The organism is Arthrobacter echini, assembly GCF_008107445.1.
Taxonomy (GTDB): Bacteria; Actinomycetota; Actinomycetes; order Actinomycetales; family Micrococcaceae; genus Arthrobacter_D; species Arthrobacter_D echini_A.
This window is the reverse complement of the sequence record NZ_VSLD01000007.1, coordinates 148572-171551: the sequence shown is the minus strand read 5'-3', so window position 1 is coordinate 171551 and position 22980 is coordinate 148572. Positions and strand designations below refer to the sequence as shown.

The 22980-nt window shown below is 62.4% G+C and carries 24 protein-coding genes and 3 pseudogenes; 20 read left to right on the top strand and 7 right to left on the bottom strand.

Going from position 1 to position 22980, the window contains the following annotated elements:
* Window positions 1–666: 666 nt before the first annotated feature.
* Both FQ377_RS13045 and FQ377_RS13040 read left to right on the top strand, forming a co-directional pair.
* Window positions 667–819 (top strand): annotated as a pseudogene (locus FQ377_RS13045) (helix-turn-helix transcriptional regulator); the annotation flags it as partial.
* Window positions 820–1005: 186 nt separating this feature from the next.
* Window positions 1006–2598, top strand: coding sequence for a hypothetical protein (locus FQ377_RS13040; protein WP_148601690.1), 1593 nt, complete (start codon window positions 1006–1008; stop codon window positions 2596–2598).
* Between the two features lie 305 nt (window positions 2599–2903).
* Here the strand turns inward: FQ377_RS13040 and FQ377_RS13035 are convergent, their stop codons facing one another.
* Window positions 2904–3938: an IS3 family transposase gene (locus FQ377_RS13035; RefSeq protein ID WP_148601689.1), complete on the bottom strand. Its 1035-nt coding sequence runs from the start codon at window positions 3936–3938 to the stop codon at window positions 2904–2906.
* Window positions 3935–4360 (bottom strand): hypothetical protein, encoded by a 426-nt coding sequence (locus FQ377_RS14905; RefSeq protein WP_222861880.1) that lies wholly within the window; start codon window positions 4358–4360, stop codon window positions 3935–3937. Before FQ377_RS14905 ends, FQ377_RS13035 begins: the two co-directional genes overlap by 4 nt.
* A gap of 588 nt (window positions 4361–4948) precedes the next feature.
* Here FQ377_RS14905 and FQ377_RS13025 point away from each other — a divergent pair.
* Window positions 4949–6424, top strand: a complete 1476-nt coding sequence (locus FQ377_RS13025; RefSeq protein WP_148601688.1) for a hypothetical protein — start codon at window positions 4949–4951, stop codon at window positions 6422–6424.
* Window positions 6425–6925: 501 nt separating this feature from the next.
* Window positions 6926–7180, top strand: a pseudogene (locus tag FQ377_RS13020) (HigA family addiction module antitoxin).
* A 45-nt stretch (window positions 7181–7225) separates the two neighbouring features.
* On the opposite strand, the gene FQ377_RS13015 reads toward FQ377_RS13020, so the two are convergent.
* Entirely contained in the window at window positions 7226–7801 is a 576-nt protein-coding gene (locus FQ377_RS13015) for a hypothetical protein (RefSeq protein ID WP_148601687.1), read from the bottom strand.
* A 260-nt stretch (window positions 7802–8061) separates the two neighbouring features.
* Here FQ377_RS13015 and FQ377_RS13010 point away from each other — a divergent pair, with 260 nt between their 5' ends.
* The 6 genes and pseudogenes from FQ377_RS13010 (at window position 8062) to FQ377_RS15160 (ending at window position 10764) form a co-directional block, all read left to right on the top strand.
* Window positions 8062–8268, top strand: coding sequence for a type II toxin-antitoxin system RelE/ParE family toxin (locus FQ377_RS13010; protein WP_222861879.1), 207 nt, complete (start codon window positions 8062–8064; stop codon window positions 8266–8268).
* On the top strand, window positions 8243–8563 hold the full coding sequence (locus FQ377_RS13005) for a HigA family addiction module antitoxin (RefSeq protein WP_148601686.1): 321 nt from the start codon (window positions 8243–8245) through the stop codon (window positions 8561–8563). The genes FQ377_RS13010 and FQ377_RS13005 overlap by 26 nt, the downstream gene beginning before the upstream one ends.
* Window positions 8564–8815: 252 nt before the next feature.
* The gene (locus tag FQ377_RS13000; protein ID WP_148601685.1) at window positions 8816–9706 is read left to right on the top strand and encodes an alpha/beta fold hydrolase; all 891 of its coding nucleotides are present in this window, start codon (window positions 8816–8818) and stop codon (window positions 9704–9706) included.
* A gap of 297 nt (window positions 9707–10003) precedes the next feature.
* On the top strand, window positions 10004–10255 hold the full coding sequence (locus FQ377_RS12995; RefSeq protein ID WP_148601684.1) for a type II toxin-antitoxin system Phd/YefM family antitoxin: 252 nt from the start codon (window positions 10004–10006) through the stop codon (window positions 10253–10255).
* Window positions 10256–10507 (top strand): annotated as a pseudogene (locus FQ377_RS12990) (Txe/YoeB family addiction module toxin); the annotation flags it as partial.
* Between the two features lie 83 nt (window positions 10508–10590).
* The gene (locus tag FQ377_RS15160) at window positions 10591–10764 is read left to right on the top strand and encodes a PIN domain-containing protein (protein WP_262364459.1); all 174 of its coding nucleotides are present in this window, start codon (window positions 10591–10593) and stop codon (window positions 10762–10764) included.
* 45 nt (window positions 10765–10809) lie between these two features.
* On the opposite strand, the gene FQ377_RS15155 is transcribed toward FQ377_RS15160, so the two are convergent.
* Entirely contained in the window at window positions 10810–11025 is a 216-nt protein-coding gene (locus FQ377_RS15155) for a hypothetical protein (RefSeq protein WP_262364458.1), read from the bottom strand.
* On the opposite strand from FQ377_RS15155, the gene FQ377_RS12980 reads away from it, so the two are divergent.
* From FQ377_RS12980 to FQ377_RS12970, 3 genes are read left to right on the top strand one after another with little or no spacing between them, the layout of a single operon-like run.
* Window positions 11024–11503 carry a GNAT family N-acetyltransferase gene (locus tag FQ377_RS12980; protein WP_148601683.1) on the top strand — a complete coding sequence of 160 codons (480 nt, stop codon included), beginning with the start codon at window positions 11024–11026 and terminating at the stop codon, window positions 11501–11503. The two genes, FQ377_RS15155 and FQ377_RS12980, sit on opposite strands and share 2 nt — an antisense overlap.
* A 53-nt stretch (window positions 11504–11556) precedes the next feature.
* Window positions 11557–12114: an NUDIX domain-containing protein gene (locus FQ377_RS12975; protein WP_222861878.1), complete on the top strand. Its 558-nt coding sequence runs from the start codon at window positions 11557–11559 to the stop codon at window positions 12112–12114.
* Between the two features lie 25 nt (window positions 12115–12139).
* On the top strand, window positions 12140–13597 hold the full coding sequence (locus FQ377_RS12970; protein ID WP_222861877.1) for a hypothetical protein: 1458 nt from the start codon (window positions 12140–12142) through the stop codon (window positions 13595–13597).
* Here FQ377_RS12970 and FQ377_RS12965 read toward each other — a convergent pair.
* Window positions 13594–14307: a superoxide dismutase family protein gene (locus FQ377_RS12965; protein WP_148601682.1), complete on the bottom strand. Its 714-nt coding sequence runs from the start codon at window positions 14305–14307 to the stop codon at window positions 13594–13596. The genes FQ377_RS12970 and FQ377_RS12965 overlap by 4 nt on opposite strands.
* 161 nt (window positions 14308–14468) lie before the next feature.
* Between FQ377_RS12965 and FQ377_RS12960 the strand changes: the two genes are divergently transcribed.
* The 4 genes from FQ377_RS12960 to FQ377_RS12945 all read left to right on the top strand — a co-directional run bounded on the left by FQ377_RS12960 (window position 14469) and on the right by FQ377_RS12945 (window position 17041).
* On the top strand, window positions 14469–14810 hold the full coding sequence (locus FQ377_RS12960; RefSeq protein WP_316245929.1) for an ArsR/SmtB family transcription factor: 342 nt from the start codon (window positions 14469–14471) through the stop codon (window positions 14808–14810).
* Window positions 14810–15556, top strand: a complete 747-nt coding sequence (locus tag FQ377_RS12955) for a cation efflux transmembrane domain-containing protein (protein ID WP_148601680.1) — start codon at window positions 14810–14812, stop codon at window positions 15554–15556. The genes FQ377_RS12960 and FQ377_RS12955 overlap by 1 nt, the downstream gene beginning before the upstream one ends.
* Window positions 15557–15636: 80 nt before the next feature.
* Window positions 15637–16314 carry a DsbA family protein gene (locus FQ377_RS12950; RefSeq protein ID WP_148601679.1) on the top strand — a complete coding sequence of 226 codons (678 nt, stop codon included), beginning with the start codon at window positions 15637–15639 and terminating at the stop codon, window positions 16312–16314.
* Window positions 16315–16402: 88 nt separating this feature from the next.
* Complete coding sequence (locus FQ377_RS12945) at window positions 16403–17041, top strand: vitamin K epoxide reductase family protein (RefSeq protein WP_148601678.1); 639 nt, start codon at window positions 16403–16405, stop codon at window positions 17039–17041.
* 13 nt (window positions 17042–17054) lie between these two features.
* On the opposite strand, the gene FQ377_RS12940 is transcribed toward FQ377_RS12945, so the two are convergent.
* On the bottom strand, window positions 17055–17369 hold the full coding sequence (locus FQ377_RS12940) for a hypothetical protein (protein ID WP_148601677.1): 315 nt from the start codon (window positions 17367–17369) through the stop codon (window positions 17055–17057).
* Between the two features lie 338 nt (window positions 17370–17707).
* Between FQ377_RS12940 and FQ377_RS12935 the strand changes: the two genes are divergently transcribed.
* The 3 genes from FQ377_RS12935 (at window position 17708) to FQ377_RS12925 (ending at window position 22344) form a co-directional block, all read left to right on the top strand.
* Complete coding sequence (locus tag FQ377_RS12935) at window positions 17708–19507, top strand: ABC transporter family substrate-binding protein (RefSeq protein WP_148601676.1); 1800 nt, start codon at window positions 17708–17710, stop codon at window positions 19505–19507.
* A 234-nt stretch (window positions 19508–19741) separates the two neighbouring features.
* Entirely contained in the window at window positions 19742–21283 is a 1542-nt protein-coding gene (locus FQ377_RS12930) for an ABC transporter permease (protein WP_148601675.1), read from the top strand.
* Window positions 21280–22344: an ABC transporter permease gene (locus FQ377_RS12925; protein WP_148601674.1), complete on the top strand. Its 1065-nt coding sequence runs from the start codon at window positions 21280–21282 to the stop codon at window positions 22342–22344. Before FQ377_RS12930 ends, FQ377_RS12925 begins: the two co-directional genes overlap by 4 nt.
* Before the next feature lie 8 nt (window positions 22345–22352).
* Here the strand turns inward: FQ377_RS12925 and FQ377_RS12920 are convergent, their stop codons facing one another.
* Window positions 22353–22979, bottom strand: coding sequence for a PH domain-containing protein (locus tag FQ377_RS12920; protein WP_148601673.1), 627 nt, complete (start codon window positions 22977–22979; stop codon window positions 22353–22355).
* Window position 22980: the final 1 nt, after the last annotated feature.

The following is a 22980-nucleotide window of genomic DNA, read 5'->3' as shown; positions in this document are numbered from 1 at the left end:
TCATCGTGATGATGCCTTTCGAGTGTGATGTGAGAGTTTCCTCGAAGGATCACGCGGTGGCCGCCTTCATGTCCATCACGATGATGAACCCGGCAACCGCGCTACACCACCATATGGGGCACTACTGACCACATTGATTTCCGGGCGCTCAAGGAGCACCTGCAGGATGTGAATCCGCGTCTCGCTGGCCTGCTGGGACGCAAGAAGCCTTCACGGCCGACTCCGAAGGGCGACTGGGACCAGGTTATTCGACACGGCTTCGCTGAAGCTGCTCTGCCGGGTGGCGTGAAGAACAACCGGCAACGCACACGTCCGGCATTCCATGGGGATGGCGCCCTCAGGTTTCAGGCCATAGCCGACATCGATTTTGGAAGCGCAAGTGCACGGGACCTCGAGGACCTCTTGGATGCGACGCTAACTTTCCTAGCCGACAGACAGCCAGCTTAGGAATCAAACGGCGAGGAGTTGCACGTGGTTGAGCCTGCAATGGACGCTTCGGCAGATTGTGCCGGCCCGGGAAGTACGGGCGCCGAGCTCGTGAAGGTTCGGTAGGGCGAATACTCCATGTCTCGGACTACTTAGGCTCCTGCCAGTGTCGTCAAGGGAAGAAGCCGGAGGAGCGCTGACCCCACGGCTAAACCCGGGTGGTCCCGTTAGGATCGGTCCATGGCCGATCAGCCCCGTTTCATGACCTTGCCCGACGTCGTCGCGGAGCTCGCAGTGAGCCAGTCGCAGATGTATGCGCTGGTGAAGTCTGGTGACCTGCCAGCGATTCAGACTGGCGGCCGAGGCCAGTGGCGGGTGGAACGGGTGAAGCTCTAGGAGTATATCGCCAGGACGTACGAGCAGGCCTCGGTATACACGCGAGAACGCCAAGAAAACCGAACGGCAGACCGCATATTTTCGCAGCTACTCGGCCTCCAAACCGGATCGGGCACGCGCCAGCCGTCAAGCTGTCGAAAAGTGAATATCTAGAACTACTGGCGATGCTTTTAAAGGAGAAAGATGCAGGTTCTGTATGTTGCAAACTTTGATGTCGAAATTAGGGAGAAAGAGAAAAATTCTCGTGAAGCCGCTTTTATTGTTTTAGGAGCTATTTCCAAGTGGATTCTGACAACATGCAAAACTCGGATCGAGCGCGATGAATTCCTCGTCAACGGATCCCGTCACCTACCAGATGGGCGAGAAGGTAACAAGCGGTCCGTCGAGTGGGAGCACGTTCCTGGCGGCGAAATCTGGGCAACTCGCGTACAGCGACAAGACGTTTCGCGGGATGATTCGATCTTTGTTACCCGGATAACGGTCGGTGTGGAGGGGGAGGCATGTATCGTTCGCGTATCGATGGCTAGAGAAGTTCCGACTTCCGGCCTGACCCCGGCCTCCAGTGTTGACTTGCTTCAGCCTGCCTTCATCGCAATGCTGGTCGAAGATTCTCGCTTATCTGTGAGAGTAGATGGTCAAATTCAAGATGGCAAATACTTGCAAGTGCGTAGTGGCGGCGATGTAGAAGAATTGAGTCGCGCCCTCACTTCCGATACTCGCCTTCCCATTTTGTTGCTTCATACTCGCACCCTCGAAGCCCAAGCGGTTGCCGCAAAAGCGGCAAGTCGTCTTGTTGGTCTCGTCCGTGTTGTAACTCTCGATTACAAAGCTGCTAGACTGCTGCACGAATTAAACGACGCCGTTGAAGTTCCTTATTCTGGTGGCGTGCTTGTGTGGGCAGACTCGACGGCGGTTGCCTTAGAGATTCCACCCGTGCTGGTGAACAGTGCCAATAAAGATTCTGTGCGATCCAAACTGATGGCTCTTGTGGCACCCTTGTCTGTTCTCACCAGAGGGAGGGATGAGGTTTTCACAAAGGCAAGGCAGGCATCCCAATCGTTGAGAATGAAGGAGTTGGCCCGTTTTTCTGCTACGGCAGCGGCTTCGGGATCAGTGCAGGAGCAATTGGAAGCGGTAATCGCCGAACGAGATGCGCTGGCTTCTCAACTTAAAACGGCTGAGGACGAGTGGGTCTTTGCGGGGCAGTCTGCTGAGGAGAGCTTGCGTGAGGTTGCTCTCCTCAAGGCCCAGCTCGAACAATTCAAAATAACCGCGGATTATGCTGAATCGTCAATAAGTCCCGATAGCCAGCCTGAACTCAGAGATGCTCCAGAGGGGCTTGTTGCGGGGGACAAAGATTCCCTTGACGCACTGTGTCAGCATTTAGAAAAAGGAGCGGAAGGTGCTATCACTTTCACGCCAAACGCTCTTAATGCATGGAAAAAAGCTCCGGACTACCAAACTTTAGACTTGATGAGGGAGAGTTTGATAAAACTGGCGGAAGTTGCGCGGCATTTGTACGACGGGCAAGACAAGACTCTCGGTCATCTTGATGATTGGATCCGCCAGAATCACGACCTAAAAGTTGCACCACACGACAATGCTATTCCGAAGAACCTTCGAGACTTCAACTATGAGGACGAAAAATACTCTCGCCGTCAGCACGTCAAGGTAAATGACGGGGTCCCCCCATCACAATGCGGGAGAATCTACTTCGCCACGGACGCCGAGAACAAGCGGATAATCGTGGACCACATCGGCCTAAAATTAACGTAGCGAAGCGGTTCATGATGAGCCCGACGATGTTCCTGGTGTCCGCGCGTCCGCGCGTTCAATCTCACCAATGCGATGAGTTCATGCGGTCCGCGGTCGTGAAACTTGCTGTGAAAGACGCAGGGCCTGAAGAGTGCTTCTACAAGCTGGCCGAGCACCTCAGCCACCTCAAGCCCGGGGTGTCAGCCGGTGAGAAGTGTGCCATGGTCACAGTATGTCGGCTGGCGTTCGATCACTACGGAGCATCACGATAGGGCCCCTGTTCGCGCGCTCGACGGAAGGTGTCAAGGCTGGTGAGACAGTTGGTTTCAGGCGGTCTGTATGAGGGCCTCCTGTGAGGGTTGGTTGATCCATGCGGCGGTTGGGAGTTTCGGTGCTTGGGGCCGGTTGCGGGTGAAGCGTTCGGGGTGGGTGGTGTAGGCGGCGTCGAGGGTGTGCTGGCGTTGAGCACGGACCTCGGTGGCGGTGCCGTGATGCACGGAGGCGGGTGTGTGTAACCCGATGCCGGAGTGGCGGTGCTCGTGGTTGTAGTAGGCGAAGAAGTCCTCACAGAAGACCCTGGCGTCTTGGAGGGATCCGAAGGTCTCGGGGAAGACCGGGGCGTACTTCAAGGTCTTGAACGCCGACTCGCTGTAGGGATTGTCGTTGGAGACGTGGGGGCGGGAGTGGGATCGCTCGACGCCGAGGTCCAGGAGCAGGTGGGAGACGGGTTTGGAGGTCATCGAGGTGCCCCGGTCGGCGTGGATCGCCTCGGGGATCCCGTGGACTTTCATGGCGTCGTCGAGCATGGTTCTGGCGATCTTGGCGTCCTCGCGTGCTGCGACCCTCCAGGTGATGATGTAGCGGGAGTAGATATCGATCACGACGTAGAGGTCGTAGTAGACCCCGCGCACCGGGGACCTCAGTTTCGTGATGTCCCACGACCAGATCCAACCTGGCCCGGTGGCCAGGAGTTCGGGTTTCTTCCGCGGCGGGTGCGTCGCCTGCCGGCGACGTTCACCGGAGAGCTGGTTCTCGCGTAGCAGGCGGTGCATCGTGGACATCGAGCACAGGTACGTGCCCTCGTCCAGCAGCATCGCCCAGATCTGGGCGACGGCTTTGTCCGCGAACCGGGGTCCGGTCAACACCTTCAACACCCGCGCGCGCTCGGGATCGGTGAGCGCGTTCGGTGGGGTCGGCCGCGGTGCACGCACTGGTGCCGGTTCGGGCCCGAACACCACCCCGGCACGACGCTGGGCTTCGCGAGCAGCACGGTAATGAGACGCCCTGGAGCGCCCCAGCAAGGCGCACGCCGTCGCAACGGACGTCACGTGGGCGAGGTCCTCGACCAGCGGCACAATCACCGCTTCGAGTGCTTGCCGGCCTGCGGGTCCGCGCTCTCGGAGAGAGTCTCCAAGAGCGCGTGTGCTTTTCCCATCAGGTCCAACGCCGCCTTGTGCTTGGCCAGATCAGCCTCAGCCTTCTCCGCCCGAACGCGCAACAGCTCAAGTTCCCGGTCACGACCCCGATCGCGACGGTTCTTCGTCGCCGGTCCCAGACCCGTTGCGGCGCCGGCCTCGGCCGCTTTGCGCCACTCGATGATATGCGAGGAATACAAGCCCTCCCGGCGCAGAAGCACCCCACGTTGCCCGCGCTCAGCGTCCTCGTACTCCGCCAGAATCCTGGCCTTGTACTCGGCGGTGAAACTCCGCCGCTTCGGTCGATCCGATCGAGGTCCCATACCCCCATCATCGCCACTACCAGTGCCCAGATCAGCCGTGGTCATCGTCATCGTCACCCGTCTCACTTCTCACCCCGTGCAAGGGAAGGAATCACAACAGGTGTCTCACCCCAGCCTGACGCACAGGGTCGCGGCGTCCGAATATGAGTAGCTAAGCCGGTTCGAGGCTCACAACTACTGTTCTGAACCTAAATGGCGGGTACGATTCATACCAGCGGGGACGCGGGCTCTTTCTCAATGTCGACACCAAGTATCCACGTTTCACCACTAATACGAAAAGCCGCACAACTAACCTTCACACTTTGATCGTCTTGGCCTAGTAGGATAAGAGGCTGGTGCATTATGGTAGCACGCGCGATTATGTTCATGTTATTACTTTACACCACACACTTTTTGATAGTATTTGTGCTCAAAAGAGCCAAGAATAAAAGGCAAAACGCATCAGCACCAAAGATATCAGCTCGAACACATAAAACATTTTCTCTGGTTCGCGCCCTGCTTAACAGTTGGGTATACATCGTCGCGTTGATATGGATCGCCACAGGCGAGTTACATTACAGTGATATATGCCTGATCCTAGTTGCGACATGCCTCAGCGTAGCGGTGGCAGCATCTGTGAGCAGAAGCGCTCCTATGAATCCAATATCCACCATTGCATCAATCACGAGAACGGTGGCTGAGCTATATCCCGCTAATAGCGGCCTGTGGTGGGTAAGAATCGCCACCACCGCACTGATCACTCCATTAGTACTATTCGCATTCATAACCTGGATAATATTCTCTCATCTGTCACACGGAGCAGTAGATTACTCCGCACTTGTGTGGTTATTTTCAGCACTCACCATTACTGCTTGGGTAGCACAAGTTATAATGCTCTTGCCCCTTACGCTACATGAGGCGGTGAACTACGACGCCCGACTTCAAATTGTCATCGTCCAAGGTGCCGCCGGAGTTATCCCAATCATCTTGGCCGTTCTCGGAAGGCCGCCTCCAAATCTGACTTCACTGATAATCAACGACTGGACAGCGCCAATATCTCTCTGGCTCGTGATAGCGGTAATGATCGTGCTGGCTGGCACAGGAATACCAATGATCATCGGGAACAGCCGTCGACGGGTGTCCATCCTGACAGGCTTAGATAGCAGCCAGTCAATTATTCGTACTGTCGAATATACGTTGATGGAGAATCAGGCGGGCGACACGACGCTCCTACGTGAACGCGTGGATACAGAGAGTCAAAAGATTACCGCAGAACTAAATACCTTAACTACTCCCGCGGATGTATTTAGTAGAGCTCTCCAGTTCATGGCTGATGAAGATATATTAGTTAAGACCGAGACAAATGAAACTCGGAATTCTGCTATCGAAGCTATGAGAACTGACCTACTCAATATTGCTTCCGCTCTTGGATTGAAGTCTCTTCCTGATCCACCTCAAGGGCGTAGCGTACGAGCGTGGAGTAGACGAACGGGAATATTGCTAATTGTCCGAGTACACGAAGCCCATGTTGCTGTTATTCAATTGCTGATCCATCACAGAGTAGAGAGACTGGCATACGATTTTTTCGGATTGATTAACAGTTTTACGAGGAGCTCTGTCGAGAGGGATGCATGGCTTTCAATGAACGCTTGGAATAGCTATACCAATTCGATGGTTCAGTACATTGATGAGTTCGAAGCTCTGATCAAGCGATCGCTGTTGATCGTGGATGATTTTCCGTTTGCTACATACCTTCCCTCGTGGCTGTCACGCCTTCTGCGGTTCCTCCAATATGTAGGGCTCGTGGCAACAAGAGAAGAATTACATAGTTCCGTGAAGGGCTTCCTGGACGTTATAAAGCTACAGTTGAGCCACTTTAGTCGGGCGCCCTTTGAAGATCCGCGATGGAAACGGGTTATCACGGCTCACAGGATTCGGACAACGCTTCTTGAAAAAGATGTTACGCAAATTCGCGCGGGCATTAGCCATATATCTCGTATTTGCGATGAAGATCGTCAGATGATACTGGAGGATAAAGCTCGTACCCACCGAGTTTTATTTCCCGCTTTCACGTCCTTTGTAGCATCGGTTGGCACTCAGTACTTCTTCAATTTCGTTGGTTGGGCGTGATCGAGTAGGAGCCGCTGAAGGCGAGTCCAACATTGCCTGGTATATGCGTGGTCGAATATCGGTTCAATGTGTAATTAATTCCTGGTCCAACGCATAGTCGGTCCGGCCGGGTTGCATTCGCCCCGATCTGCTCAGCCGTGGGGCCCCCGGGCTGGCTCGTCTCGACCTTGGCGGCAGTCGACCTTGATATGTCGGTAGGACGCGGAGTCTCCGATTGTCGCGGATATTTTGAGGCACCCTCGCTCACGTGCTGCGCGCAGTGATGCTTCTATAGTTGCCGACGAGCACCGTTAGGTTAATCGGCTACGGAACGTGGTGGAGTTCCGATTCAACGTCTAGCGTTATTGACGTGCCTCGTTCTATTTTCTTCGTGTGGTCAGATCGTTCGGCCGCAAGGACACCGAGTGCATCTGGGCGGAGCAGTACGGTAGTCGCGTCGATCGTAGGCTGCAGCGAGCGACTCTGCGGAAGATCGAGCCGATCTATCCAAAAAAGCTCGTGATGGAGGACTTCATCGCGGTCTTCGGGATCACACCGCACGAGCTGGTCGTGCGCGTCGGGGTGCCACCGCGTCGGATCAACTAGTTCGAGCACGGCAAGCGAGGAATCACGGCTGATACAGCGATCCGTCTGGCGAAGTACTTCGGGACGTCCGATGAATTCTGGATGAATCTGAAGTCGAACTACGAGTTGTCCGTCGAGCGTCGCGCTTTGCGCGAGAAGGATCTCGGGATCACGCCGCGGTCGGTTGCATGAGAGACCATCCTTCCGCGCGCAGAGGCTTCCTTGTGCCGGGCGGACCTACTCGCAGGTGTCGCAGATGCCGGTCGCGGGAAGCGCCATGAAGCACGTGGGACAAGTGGCGACAGCACGTTCTGCCGACTCCTGGTTCGTTCGCCGTCCGCCGGTCCGGACCCGCGGGTTATGCACCGGCGGCTTGGTCGGCCGGTCGGGCATCATCCGTCGTTCATGGCCCGCTGACGCCGGATCGACGAGGACAGCTGAGAACGCGCCCGTCACCTCGTCCACGTCGATCAGCTTCATCATGAAGTGTTCCTCGGGATACCGGCCTGCGATGGTCAAGGTGTTTTCATCAGGATTGCGTGCGGTAACCCAGATGACGTGGAACAGGGCATCGCAGTTGTTGCGAGCGCTCAGCAGATTCCGGATGCGCTCCTGATTGCCCGGCTTCGACGTCCACGTTGCCAATCCGGGATCGTCGAAATAGTCGATCGATCCGTCGACGCCGGCCTCGTGTTCCCAGATCGTGACAGCGATTGTCTTCGAGTCGGGGCTCGCACCCGACCAGGACCATCGGGGATTGCCCGGACGGGTGCCGAAGAACGCGAACGCGTCGGCGAGCGTGGTGGTCTTCATCCTGCCCTCTTCCATGGCGCGGGCTCGTTGACCCTGGTCAGACTACCGGCGCATCGCTTGTCGTACAGCAGCACCGCACCGGCATCCGCGACGCTGAGACCTAGAGCCCGACAAGTGGTCAGATGGCCGTACAAGCCGGAACAGGGTGAAACTTCGGCTTAACGTCTAGCGTCACATGCTTGTCCGGTGATCAGATCGTCCGGCAGCAAGGATACCGAACGTATCTGGCATGAGCAGTACGTCAGTGTGTTGACAGGACAGTGCAACGGGCGACTCTGCGGAAGCTTGAGTTGACCCACGCGGCGAAGGATGTCGAGGACCTGCGTATCCCCCCGGGGAATCGGCTGGAGCGACTCGTCGGCGACCGTCGTGGTCAGCACAGCATCCGGGTGAACGCCCAGTGGCGTCTCTGCTTCGTCTGGAGAGATGGAGGTGCGGAAGATGTCGAACTCGCCGACTACCACTGAGAACGACCTGATCGAGCCGATCCACCCTGGGGAGATCCTCATGGAGGACTTCATCGAGGGCTTCGGGATCACACAGAACAAGCTGGCAGTGTCCAACGGCGTACCGCCGCGGCGTATCAACGAGATCGTGCACGGCAAGCGGGGGATCACGGCCGATACAGCAATCCGCCTCGCCCGGTACTTCGGGACATCCGAGGAGCTCTGGATGAACCTGCAGTCCAACTACGAACTTCGGATCGAGCGCCGAGTACTGGGTGAAAGGGTTGCCGCGATTACGCCCCTTAAGGTGGCGTAAACGTCGGGGCACATATGATCGTTCATCGCGGCGAGGCCAGCGAACGATTCCGCACAGGCTCGCAGCCTCCAGGCGTTCACGTTTCTTGGCTCGCCTGAATCATTTCCTCGCAGGTGTGCGTTCGGGTTCCTGCGCTCAGCTTCTCCCTGGGTGATTCGATCGTGGATACCATGGTGCTCCTGGGCCTGGGCCTGGGCCTGGGCCTGGTCCGAGATCCTGACATTGTGGTGAGACAGCGCAAGGAGCAACGGAATGTTTGACGGCTTCGCCGAACTCGATGTCGAGGTCAACGGGGTGCGTTTGCGGGGCCGCACCAGTCCGGATGAGGGCAAGCCTGCGCTGTTGCTGCTGCACGGGCATCCGCAGTCGCATGTCATGTGGCACCGAGTGGCCCCGGCACTTGCCGAAGACTTCTTCATCGTTGCTCCTGACTTGCGCGGCTATGGCGAATCCGGGCGTCCGGTCCCGGACACGGAGCATCACAGCTACAGCAAGCGCGAGATGGCCCGCGATGCGTTGGCGCTGATGGACTATCTGGGGCGCCGCAAGTTCTCGGTAGTGGGACACGACAGGGGCGCACGGGTTGCAGCGCGATTGGCCGCGGATGCGCCGAACCGCGTGCACCGGGCGATGCTTCTGGACATCGCGCCGACGCTAGACATGTATGAGGCCACCAATCGAAAGTTCGCCTCCGCCTATTGGCACTGGTTCGCGCTCATTCAGCCGGCACCGCTGCCGGAGACGTTGATCGGTAACAGTCCGCGTGCTTATGTCGAGGGCGTTCTGGGAGGTCGCCATGCCGGTTTAGAGCCGTTTCCAGCTGAGGTGCTTGATGCGTACGTCGCCGGCCTCACGGGTGCGGCGCGAGCACTCGGTGCATGTGAGGATTACCGTGCAAGTGCCTCGATCGATCTCGAGCATGATCGTGCAGACCGCGCTGCCGGGAACCTCATCCGCGTGCCACTGCGAATTTTGTGGGCTAAGTACGGAGTGATCGAGAAGCACTTCGACCCGCTCGAGCTCTGGCGGAACATCGCCGTTAGTATCTCCGGACGCGTGGTCAACTGCGGACACTATCTGGCCGAGGAGAACCCGGGCGAGATCGTGTCGGAGATCCGCGACTTCTTCACAGCAAAGCCCTAGCTGTTGTGTGTCTCGAGGTCTGTACTGCGATCGCACAGGACCGTGGCTTCATGACAGCTGGACAAAGAATGTTGCCATCCAAAGTGATTCGGCTACGGAACGGGATGGAGTTCCGCTTCAAGTGTAGGCGCGTCTCGATTTGGTGTGGGATCGTTCGTGGTATCGCCGCGTTCGCGTCCATCATGTTTGTTCAGATGACGTCCACGGACCCGCATGGGTTTTACTAGACCTTCAGCGATGGTCGCCCTAAGTGGTACGACAATCCCGTACCACTTATCCGGGTGCAAGGTCATCGACGTGTCCATGAGTGCCAGTGAGGCGCGTAAGACGCTGTTCCCGCTCATCGAGCACATCAACCAGGACCGTGACGCTGTCGAGATTGTTTCCCGCAATGGCAATGCCGTTCTCGTACCTGCCGACGAGTACGCCGCTTGGAAGGAGACGGCGTACCTGTTCCGCTCGCCCGCCAATGCCCGTCGGCTCCTCGATGCCTACGAGCGCGCCCGTGCGAGCCAGACCGAGGTGCACGATCTTGACCGGGAGGACTGAGTGCGTCTGGGTTGGGACCCGTCCGCCTGAGAGGACTACAAGCTCTGGCAGACGGCCGACAGTCGGACCCTCAAGCGGATCAACGTGCTCATCGATGCTTCCCTCCGTGAGCCGCTCGCCGGCATCGGGAAGCCCGAGCAGCTCAAGTACGGTGCACAGGGTTCGTGGTCCAGGCGCATTACCGACGAGCATCGGCTGGTCTATCTTGTCGACGGCGACGATCTAGTCATTCTTCAAGCGCGCTACCACTACCGACCGCAGCGAGACCCACCGGATTGCATCGACGGCCTCCCTTTCCCAGATCGATGCGACGTGGCGCGAGCGATGGACTTCGAGTGATCGTCCTCGATACGAATGTCATCTCGAAGGTCTTCCGACCGCAGCCGGACTCAGAAGTTGTGGCTTGGCTGGATTCACTTGCCGGCGACGTCGCGATCACTGCCATAACGCTCGCTGAAGTGCTGGCCAACGTGCGTCGCCTTCCTGATGGTCGGCGCAAATCCAAATAGTCGGCGAGGATCGAGGCTGCGGTAGAGCTTCACCGGGACGATCGTTCAGTCCTTGCCTTCGATGCTGCCGCCGCACAGCGGTATGGGGATGTCCTCTTCGAACGCGAGGTCGCAGGTCTGCCGATCAGTACCGCTGATGCTCAGATTGCAGCGATCCGCCTGGTACACGATGCCGTGTGCGCAACGCGGAATACCAAGGAGTTCGCGAGCACGTCGGTCGAGCTGATCAACCCGTGGGACGCTGCATGAGAGAAATTGCATGAGTCGCCCATCATGGAGTTCCGTACGGGAGCCTCAGGTTCCGGAGGACGTCGCCCGGTTGCTCGGAACCGTCCCCGAGTGGTTCGGGCAGCCGGAGTCGAACGCGGAGTACGTCGAGGCTGCGCGGTCGAAGAAGACGTGGACCGTCCGCGATGCCGCGGGACGGGTCGTCGGTGTGACGCTGGTCGACCGACACTTCCCGCACGTCGTCGAGATCCATCTCATCGTCGTCGATCGGGCCGTGCACGGCTCAGGTGTTGGCAGCGCAATGCTCGGTGCGATCGAGGCGGATGCGAGACGTCGCGGCGTGAAGCTCCTGGAGGTGAAGACGCTCGGACCGTCGCATCCCGCTGTCGGACATGCGCGGACCCGGCACTTCTACGAGAAATGGGGCTTCCTTCCCCTCGAGGAGACAGACCTGTGGGGCGAGGCAAACCCGTGTCTGATCATGATGAAGCCACTTGTCGGTAGTACCTGAAGCCGGTGAGGATCAGCGTGGTCCGATCTGGGGACACGAAAGGCAGATCGCGAATGGCAAACGAGCGAGCACAACGGATACGTCCCGGACGACGCCTCGTGCAGAAGGTCGTCGGCTACGTCGTTCACGACGATCAGCTCCTGGTATTCACGCACGACGACGTCGCTCTCGCGATCGCGGGCGTGCAGGTCCCGGCCGGAACACTGGAGGCGGGGGAGTCGCCTGCCGAGGCTGTGGTGCGTGAGGTCCTCGAGGAGACGGGTCGACGGACGTTCGTGGTGCGTGACCTCGGCGTCGAACGGTACGACGCGTGGCCGGCCAAGGACGAGGTGCATGAGCGCCGCTTCTTCCAGCTCGAACTGATCGACGAGCTGACCCTCGATCGCTGGAGCGCAGGCGAGGACCATCCATCCGACGGGGGTGCGCCTCAACGGTGGATCTGTCAGGCGAATCCGCAGACATTGCCGCACCCACCCCTCCGGGCCGGTAGTTTCTGCGGTCTCGGCGGAGGCTGCGGTCATCGGGCGGATCGACGGCGTCAGCTCCGGCTTCTGCCGAGGCTGAGTGCCACAGGGATGATCGTGGTCCAGGCAGCACCGACACCTCTGTAGCTCCGTCCATGTCCCACCACGGAGGATGGAAAAATCCTGGCGCGGGATTGCTGAAGCCCTGTACAGGCTCCTGTCAGCGGTCGCCAGGAAGCGACCGGAAGCGAACAGCACGGCAATATCAGATCCGACACTTCACCGGAAGGTCGTCACCATCGTCGAGTCACACACAGTCAGTGCAGGGGACGAGCTGCAGGACGCGCTCAACGACGGCGCACAGGACATCGAGGTCTCCGGCACCATCTCCGGCATCCCGCGCGTCGTGCTCCCCGCCGGCGCCCGGCTGCACGGTGGCCGCCTCGAATTCGGGTCCAAGGGCGTCCTGCTCACGCAGGACAACACGCTCGAGGACATCGAGATCGCGGTGCCCGAGCACGAGATCGCCGTCTATGCCGACGTCACGCAGTCCGGCTGGGGCACGCTCACCCTGCGCAACGTGACCACGGTGGGGCAGGTGGCGATCGTCGCCACGCAGGCGGTCCGCTCCGGCCACATTGCCATCGATGCGCTGACCGTCACCGCCGCCGACGTCCGCGGCCGCACCGATCGCCCGCGCGGCTTCGGCGTCGAGGCGATGCAGGGCGGTCTGACGGTCTGGAACCGCCAGCCCGACGCGGATGTGGAACTCACGGCCGAGATCACGAATGTGACCGTGGGGTCCGAGCAGAGCCCGGTGCGCGGCAGCGGCGTCTTCGTCGGCGGGCACGGGACCGACGACGGCAAAGCGTCCGGCGGCACGCTACGGGTCACGACGCTCACCACCGGCGAGGTCTACACCGACGGCGGCATCGCCGATGGCGCAGCGGATCTGGTCAGCGGCGGGGTCTTCGTCATCAGTGGCGCCATCGTCGACCAGGTGACGAATCACGGACCCGTGACGACGCTCGGCCAGAACGACATGGTGCTCGACAACTGGGGTGATGTGCGTTCCTGGACGGCCGAGCAGCCGATCACCTCCCACAGCCCCAGCGGCATCGGCTTCGTCAACTTCAGCGACATCAGGACATTGGAGATCAAGGCTCCGGTCCGGACCCACGGCAAGGGCGCTCGCGGATTCAACCTGTACGACGGCTCCCTCGAGGAGGCGATCTTCGAGTCCATCGAGACCTACGCGGACGGGTCGATCGGCGTGCAACTCTCCCGTCCGCTGCCGCGGCTGACCATCAGGAAGGACCTGACGACCCAGGGCGGCGAGGGGACGAGCCTGGTCAAGGGCGTCCAGATGACCCTCAAGGCCGTTGCGCTGAGCATCAAGTCCGGTGGCGCGGTGGACGAGATACGCGTCGGCGGTGCCATCGCCACCCAGGGAGACGACGTCGTCTCCGTCGAGCTCGCGGACAGCGTGGGCCTGTGGGACGTGGCTGGCGGAATCCACGCGAGCGGGGACAGGTCCGACGGCGTCCACTTCACCTCGCCCGGCGCAGCGCCCTCCGGTGTCGACATCAGGGCCGACCGCGGGAAGGGCGTCGCCGAGGGGATCTCCTAGCCGTCGGTCGGCGGGATGGAGCCTTCCGCGACGCCGCAGGCAAGGCGGTCGCCGGCGTCGCCGGCGCTGGTGGTGTCGTCGTCGGGACCGTCGGCGGCATACCGCTCCGGGATGTTGGCGAAGTTGTCGGGCTCGGAGTGGATCATCACCGCCGCGCCGTCGGCATCCATCAGCACGGACTCATCGAGTCGATCCGTGGTCACGGTCATGGTCGCCGTGCCGTCCTCACCCACCAGCAGCGTGGGGAGGTCGCCTGCGTGGTCCGGATGATCGGCGCCGTCCCCGGGGATGTGCCCTCCGGCTGACTTGAATGCGCCGGTGTCACTGGGGTCGTCGGGTGCCGCACTGTCGGCTGCACACTCGCCGATCTCGTGGACATGCAGACCGTAGAACCCGGGCTCCAGTCCCTCGGCCGAGACGGACACCGTGAGCGATCCGTCGGCCTCGGTGAACGCCACCTCACCGCGTGGTTGGCCGTCGACGTCGGCGAGAGCGGCCCGCGCGAGGACAGCGGCGTCGTCCGCGGTTGCCTGAGCTGCGGCATCGGTGACGGGTGCTCCGGCGTTCTCCGTCACGGGTGCGTCAGCGGTGTCGTCGGCACTGCACGCGGACAAGCCGACGGCAAGACCGAGAGCCAGGACCGCCACCGAGACCGTGACGCGCTTACGTCCACGAGTGCGCCGGAACTCGTACCTGCTGGAAGCCTTCATCGCTGTCCTTCCTCGGAAGCCGGGACCCATCGCATACTGCCTCCGTGATCGAGGCGGTATGCGATGAGCGGAGCTGGTGACGTGCGCTCTCCACACTAGGCGGGCTGACGGGTCCCGAGAAGAGCCACCGCGCGGTACAGAAACGGATGTACCATCGAGGTGTGGAAACCCTTGCGTCGTCGTCGGTCCTCGCCCGCTTCGGATACGCCCTCTCGGACCCGACCCGCTCGCGGGTGCTGCTGGCCCTGCGGGACGCGCCGTCGTATCCGAGCGAGCTCGCCGAGCTGGCCGGCGTGAGCCGCCAGAGTCTCTCGAACCATCTGGCCTGCCTGCGGGGATGCGGGCTCGTGGTGGCCGTGCCCGAGGGGCGCCGGGTCCGCTACGAACTGGCGGACCGGAAGCTGGGGGAGGCCCTGACAGCCCTGCTCGACGTCGTGGCCGTGGTGGGCCCTGGCTGTGACTGTCCCGCCGACACCCACGATGCCGGAAGGGCCTGCTGCTGATGGCATCCACCCTCGCGCGGACGACACCGACTCTTGAGCGGCGCACAGTACTGACCCGACGCATTCGCCTCTTCGTCGCGGCGACCATCACCTACAACATCATCGAGGCCGTCGTCGCGATCAGCGCCGGCACCATCGCCTCCTCCAGCGCACTCGTCGGCTTCGGGTTGGACTCGATCGTGGAGGTCCTCTCCGCGGCAGCGGTGGCGTGGCAGTTCGCGGGCCGCGACCCGGAGGCGCGGGAACGGACGGCCCTCCGGCTGATCGCCTTCTCGTTCTTCGGCCTCGCCGCGTTCGTGACCCTGGACGCCGTGCGCGCGCTCCTCGGGGCTGCCGAGCCCCAGCACTCCCTTGTGGGGATCGTCCTGGCCGCCGTCAGCCTGATGGTGATGCCGTTCCTCTCCTGGGCACAGCGCAGGGCCGGCCGCGAGCTCGGCTCCCGATCCGCCGTCGCCGATTCCAAGCAGACCCTCCTGTGCACCTATCTCTCCGGCGTCCTGCTGGGCGGGCTTCTGCTCAACAGCCTGTTCGGCTGGTCCTGGGCGGACCCGCTCGCGGCCCTGGTCATCGCCGCCGTGGCCGTGAAGGAGGGCAGGGACGCGTGGCGGGGGGACGCCTGCTGCGCACCCGCCCCCGGAAACTTCGCTGCTCCCGCACCCGTTGGACAGGCAGACAGCAGCAGAGCACCCGCGCCGGATTCGTGCTGCACCGGCAGCGCACCCTGTGCCTGCTGCCAGGACCACTGACCGACGTCGAGCACGGCCCGAAGCACGCCACCCGACCCGTACGGCGCACGATCGCCGCGACCCCCAGAGGAGATCCACCCGTGTCCACCCCCGCCAAAGGCCTGAGCCTGCCGAACCGCATAGCGATCGGCCTGCTCCTCGCTGCCGCCCTGATCGCGGGTCTGGTGATCATCCTCAACAATCTCGGCTCCGATGAACCAGAGGCTGCGGAGGCAGCGGCAGCGCGGACGCCGGTGGTGCGCCAGGACAGTCACCGGTTGTCCCGGGCTCCCGAGGAGAAGGCCGTCCTCGTGGAATTCCTCGACTTCGAGTGCGAGATCTGCCTCGAGGCCCATCCGCTCGTCGAGGACCTCACGGCTGAGTACGGCGAGAATCTCACCGTGGTGGCCCGATACTTCCCTCTGCCGGGGCACCCCAACTCCGAGACATCGGCGGCCGCCGTCGAGGCAGCGGCGCAGCAGGGCAAGTTCGTGGAGATGCACTCCCTGATGTACGAGAAGCAGCCCGAATGGGCGCACACCCCCGAATCCCGGGCCAGTACCTTCCGTGAGTACGCGCTCTCGCTCGATCTCGACATGGACGCCTACGATGCCGCGATCGCGGATCCGGCCACCCTGGAGCGCGTCAACAGCGACAAGGCGGACGGGCTCGCCCTGAACGTCGAGGGGACCCCCACGTTCTTCCTCGAGGGACGGAAGATCCAACCCTCCACCCAGGCGGAGTTCCGCAGCCTGATCGAGACCGCCATCGCCGACTGACGCGGTTGCCCGGACATGCAGGGCGACGGCGGAGGGAGACCGGGCAGTCGGAGGCGGGGTAACTAGAGGCATGGCAGAAGGACAACGTATGACGAACACCACCCACGACGCACCACCTGTGGACGGCCGCGTCGGTGAGGAGGCCCTGCCCGTCGTCGCCCGCCGTATCCCCTTCGGGGTGCTGCTGGTCAGCACGGGCCTCATCGGGTGGCTGGCCGCCGGCATCCTCATCCTGGAGAAGCTCGAGCTCTATCGGGACCCGGATCACGTGACCAGCTGCGACATCAACCCCTGGGTGTCCTGCGGCCGGGTCATGGAGACCTGGCAGTCCGAGCTGTTCGGCTTCCCTAACCCGTTCATCGGTCTCGTGGGCTTCGGCGTCATCATCACCACCGGTGTCGTGCTCCTCGCCGGGGCGCGCCTGGCGGGCTGGTACTGGCTGGGCCTCCAGCTGGGCGTGACCCTCGGCTCGGTCTTCGCCGTCTGGCTGTGGAGCCAGGCCCTGTTCGAGATCTACATCCTCTGCCTGTACTGCATGATCGTCTGGGCCGCCATGATCCCGCTCCTCATCCTCACCACCGTGAGGAATCTGGTCCACGGCGTCATCCCGGCACCCCGGACTTTCACCCGCTGGATCGCCGCGTGGGTGGGCCCGATCATCGCGGTGAGCTACGTCGCCGTCGGCGCCTCGGTGTTCTTCCGCTTCCTCCACGTCTTCACCGGATAGCCCGGAGGCCCATTCACCACAGGCGGCTGGTGGTCTCCGACACGAAGCCGCGCCCGTCCGAGAACCAGTGGATGGTGGGACTGTTGCGCGCGCTCGGCGTGGTCAGTTCGGCGAACAGATCGGCGTTGAAGCGATTGTTCAGTTCCGGAGAGCTGAGCTGCGTCTGCCGCGTGATCACGAACACCGGCCCCTTCAGGCCCCTGCTCTGGATGGACAGGTGCACCTCCGCGTGCTGGTCGAGGCGCGCCTTGATCGCCCCGATCGCCGCCTGGACATCGGCGTCGTCGTCCCAGACGGCAGCGTGCTGATCCACGAAGAGCCACGCCATGCGCTTCCACGTCCTGTTCCTGCCCCTGATCCGCCGCCCGTGTCCACGGGCGGCGCTCACCCGGGCGGGCATTCCAGGAGAGACCAAGCAAAGCACCGGTGCACCTGACCGATCAAGCCCCTTCCCTGCGCGCGGCGTCTGCTCGATCCGTGCCGGGCGTTATCCGAATTTGGTCACAGGTCGATAACAACGAGCGAGCCTGCCACTGATGGTTACCCTTTGCCCGTCCACTGCACCTAGGCTCTAGCTCATGTGAGTGGCGTCACCCAAGAGGTTGCGCGTCGGCTGTCATGCAACACCGCGTGACGTTGGAACCACACGACGAAGAAGGAGGCGGAATGCGTTTCACACGTACTTCCAAAGCGGTGGGAGTTGCCGCAGTAGCAGCCCTGGCACTGAGTGCCTGCGCTGCCGATACGGGGACGGATTCGTCCGATGGCGCAGACGACGGCGAGGCGACGGGCGGAAATGTACGCGTGGTCGAGGTGAACGCCTTCAGCTCGTTCAACTCGAACACATCCGAGGGCAACGTCGACATCAACGGCAAGATCGGTTACGCGACCCACGCCGGTTTCGTCTACGTGAACAACGATCTCGAGGTCGTGCAGAACGAGGACTTCGGCACCATGGAGGTCCTCTCGGAGGATCCCCTGAGCGTGAAGTACACGGTCAACGAGGACGTCAAGTGGTCCGACGGCGAACCCGTGGACGGCGGCGACCTGCTGCTCACCTGGGCCATCGGCTCCGGCTACTTCGACGACGCCAAGACCGACGACGCCGGCGAACCGGTGTCCGGGACCACCTACTTCGACTACGCCGGTGACACGAGCGGTCTTGCGCTGACCGAACTGCCGGAGATCGGCGAGGACGGGCGCTCCATCACCCTGAACTACTCGGAGCCCTACGCCGACTACATGGTGGCGTTCGGTGACATGACCGGTGAGGCGGGCATCTCCACTCCGGCGCACGTCGTGGCGGAGAAGGGCGGCCTCGCGGACGAGGACGCGCTGATCGAGCTCATCAAGACCGAGCCTGCCGGGGATCCCGAGAATCCGGAGGAGCGTCCCGAGGTTCAGGACCTCGCGGACTTCTGGAACGCGGGCTTCGACACGAAGTCGCTGCCGGAGGACGAGAGCCTCTATCTCTCGAACGGGCCGTTCATCGCCTCCAGCATCACGCCGGACCAGTCCATGACGTTGGTGCGCAACGAGGACTACACGTGGGGTCCGGAGCCGAAGGTGGACGAGATCACCGTGCGCTACATCGGTGAGGCTCCCGCGCAGATCCAGGCGCTGCAGAACGGCGAGGTGGACATCATCGCCCCGCAGGCCTCGGCCGACACCGTGGAGCAGCTCGAAGCGCTCGACGGCGTGACCGTGGAGCAGGGCAACCAGCTGTCCTACGACCACCTGGACCTGAACTTCAGCGGTGTGTTCAAGGACGCCGATGTGCGCGAGGCCTTCATGAAGACGGTGCCGCGCCAGCAGCTCGTCGACACGATCATCAAGAAGATCAACCCGGACGCGGTGCCGCTGGACTCCCAGTTGTTCCTGACGGATCAGGCGGCCTACGAGGACGCGGCCAGCAGCAATGGCTCGGACGCCTACGCGGAGGTGGACATCGAGGGCGCCAAGGAGCTGCTCGACGGGGCGACCCCCGAGGTGCGCCTGATGTACAACCGGGACAACCCGAACCGCCTGAACTCCTACACCCTCATCGCGGAGTCCGCCGCGAAGGCCGGCTTCAAGGTGGTCGACGGCGGGCTCGGTGCCTCCGACTGGGGTGCAGCCCTGGGCAACGGGACCTACGACGCGACCATCTTCGGCTGGATCAACTCGGGTGTCGGCGTTGCAGGTGTGCCGCAGATCTTCAAGTCCGGCAACGGCTCGAACTTCAACGGCTTCTCCAGCCCCGAGGCCGACGAGCTGATGAACGAGCTCATCGTCACCACCGACGAGGCCGAGCAGGATGCCCTGCAGGTCAAGATCGACAAGCTGATCTGGGACTCGAAGTACGGCATCCCGCTGTTCCAGGTGCCCGGGGTCGACGCGTACAGCGACAACATCTCGGGTGTCGAGTACATGCCGAACCAGATGGGTGTCTGGTGGAACTTCTGGGACTGGTCGGTCGCCCAGTAGGGAATCCGTAGCACCCAGCACCACCAGCTCGTGAAAGGCGCCGGGACGGGCATCCGCCCGTCGCGGCGCCTTTCGCGCGCACGCACCGTAACGGCCCATCGCTGCGAGATCGCACTGTGCGACACGTCGGACGGTCCGGACGGGGTGACCTGGCCGCGCGCGGCACAGGCTGAACTACACTTCAGCAACAACTCGGGAACCATCACCCGCATCCAAGATTGAGGCTCGAAACCTATGGTCACCTACATCGTTCGGCGTCTGGTGACGGCCGTCCTGATCCTGTTCGGCGCGTCGTTCGTCGTATATCAGCTCACGGCGCTCTCGGGCGATCCCCTCGAGGATCTTCGCGGCAGCAACGCGCCGAACCGGGATCAGCTGATCCAGGCACGGACGGACCTGCTCGATCTCAACACGCCGGCGCCGCTGCGGTACTTCGGCTGGCTGGCGGGAGCGGCCAAGTGCCTCATCCCGTTCGCCGCGACCTGCGACCTCGGCTCGAGCATCCAGGGCGAGGCCGTCACGACGGCGCTCTCACGGGCCATGGGCAACACCATCACGCTCGTCACCACCGCGACCATCCTCGCGATCGTCATCGGGGTGTCCCTCGGCATCATCACGGCACTGCGCCAGTACAGCGGCCTCGACTACGGCGTGACGTTCATGTCCTTCCTGTTCTTCTCCCTGCCGATCTTCTGGCTCGCCGTCCTCCTCAAGGAGTTCGGGGCCATCGGCTTCAACAACTTCCTCGCCGATCCCGACATACCGCCCCTGACCATCCTGGTGGTAGCGCTCGCCAGCGGTCTGATCTGGGCACTGTTCGCCAGCAGGTCATGGAAGCGCAAGGGTGTGGCGTTCGTGCTCGGCGCCGTCATCGCCGCGGCGCTGCTCTTCCTCCTCGATCTCGTCGACTGGTTCTCGGATCCCGGTCTCGGACCGATCGTCATCCTCATCACCGGGGTGGGGATCGCCCTGGGCGTCGTCCTGCTCACAGCGGGCCTGAGGAACCGCAAGGCGGTGTATGCCTCGCTGACGATGGTCGGTGTGGGCCTCGTTGCCTACTACGTGGTCAACCCGATCCTGAATGCCGCGACGATCTGGATGATCATCGTCTTCGGGCTCGTCATGGTGCTCGTGGGTCTGCTCGTCGGCTACCTCCTGGGCGGCTACGACCGCGGGCAGAGCATGCGGGCAGCGGCGCTGACCGGCGTCCTGATGGGACTCGTGATCGTGATCGACCGGTTCATGGTCACGTGGCCCGCCTACGTGGGCAATTCGCGGGTCCGCGGCAGGCCCATCGCCACGGTCGGGGCGCAGACGCCCGGGCTCGACGACTCGTTCTGGATCAACGGGCTCGACACCTTCACGCATCTGCTCCTGCCCACGCTGGCACTGCTGCTCGCATCCCTTGCGAGCTACAGCCGGTACTCGCGCGCCTCGATGCTCGAGATCATGAACATGGACTACATCCGGACGGCCCGCGCCAAGGGCCTCAGCGAGCGGACCGTGGTGATGCGACACGCTTTCCGCAATGCCCTCATCCCGCTCGCCACCCTGGTGGCCTTCGACATCGGCGCACTGATCGGCGGTGCGATCATCACGGAGCAGGTCTTCGCCTTCGCCGGCATGGGGCAGCTCTTCGTGCAGGCACTCCGTCGCGTGGATCCCGATCCGATCATGGGCTTCTTCCTCGTGGCCGGCATCCTGGCGCTGGTCTTCAACCTGGTGGCCGACATCGTGTACTCGTTCCTCGATCCTCGCGTAAGGGTAAAAGCATGACGACGCAGAGTCCCTCGGACTTCCCACTCCACGCACAGTCGACCGCCACGGGGCCTGTCCATCCGGATGCGGATGCCGAATCGTCGCCCACGGGTGAGCCGGAGCAGGAGAGGAAGGGACTCTCCCAGGGCCAGATCGTCCGCAAGAAATTTTTCGACAACACGGCGGCGATCATCAGCCTCGTCGTCTTCGTGGTGATCTTCCTGCTGGCGTTCACCTCGGTGGGATTCGCCGGCATTCCCGGCTGGTGGAAGTACAACCACACGGAGTTCGTCCCGCTGCTCGACGGCGGCGTGCCCACTGTCACCGGTCCGTTCAGCTGGGGGGAGCACCCCTTCGGGCAGGACTCCATCGGTCGCGACTACTTCGCCATGACCATGCGCGGTACGCAGAACTCCATCATCATCATGTTCCTGATCGGAGCCCTCGCGGGACTCGTCGGCGTGGTCATCGGGGCATGCTCCGGCTACTTCCGCGGGTGGCCGGAAGCGGTCCTGATGCGCTTCACGGACGTCATCATCATCATCCCCGTGGTGCTCGCAGCCGCGACGCTCGGAGAGGCAGTGACCCGTTTCGTGGGTCCGGGTGGCCAGATCTGGCTCCTCGGCCTCTTCCTCGGTCTCGTGCTCTGGACCGGACTCGCACGGCTGGTACGCGGTGAGTTCCTGACACTGCGTGAGCGGGAGTTCGTCGACGCCGCGAAGATCGCCGGGGCATCCAACGGCCGGATCATCTTCAAGCACATTCTGCCCAACGCCGTCGGGGTGATCATCGTGAACACCACGCTGCTCATGTCCGCCGCAATCCTCCTCGAGACGGCGCTGAGCTACATCGGCTTCGGTGTCAAGGCGCCGGACGTCTCGCTCGGGCTCATCATCAGCCAGAACCAGGAAGCCTTCCAGACCCGCCCCTGGCTGTTCTGGTTCCCAGGCCTGTTCATCGTGCTGATCTGCCTGTGCATCAACTTCATCGGAGACGGCCTGCGGGACGCGTTCGATCCGCGGCAGAAGAAGTTCAGGGCGAGCCGGATCAAGGGCGCCGGGAAGCCAGTCGCGGCGTGAGGTGCAGCCTAGAGGCCGACGGCGAGCGTCCAGGTGGCAGCCGCCGCCAGGAGGACCGCCAGCACCACGAGCCGCCAGTGCCAGGAGCGCTGCGGGAGCGAGGGCCGGTCGAGGTCGAGGGCTCCGTTCTCCACCAGCTCCTCCCACCGCGAGCGCACCAGATAGGCGGCGTATCCCGAATCGGTGTTCTTGAGGTCCCCCGGGCGGATGGACTGCCCGGGACCGTAGCTCATGGACGGCAGATTGGTCACGTGCTCCGGTTTCCCGGCGTGGGTGCCCCACACACCGGGCGCGGGGGCTGCCCAGGCCGTGAAGGCGCCCACGGGCGTCACCAGTTTCAGGGCGTACTTCGTGTCGACGTCGATCAGTGCCTCCCAGGGGACGTCGATCGTCGCGAGGGGGTTCCGCACGGTGATGCCCTGGTCGGCCACCACCACCGTGGGGTACCAGAACAGCCACCAGCCCGCGAAGGCGATACCGAGCAGGGGCCAGCCCACGAGCAGCCCACCAGGGCCCTCGGTCGCGACCACGGAGGCGAGTGCGCCGACGGCGACGACAACAGCCAGGGCTGTGAACCAGCTGCTGGTGCGCGGTCTGAAAATGGTGGCTCCGGCCACATCCTGCGTACTCGTCATG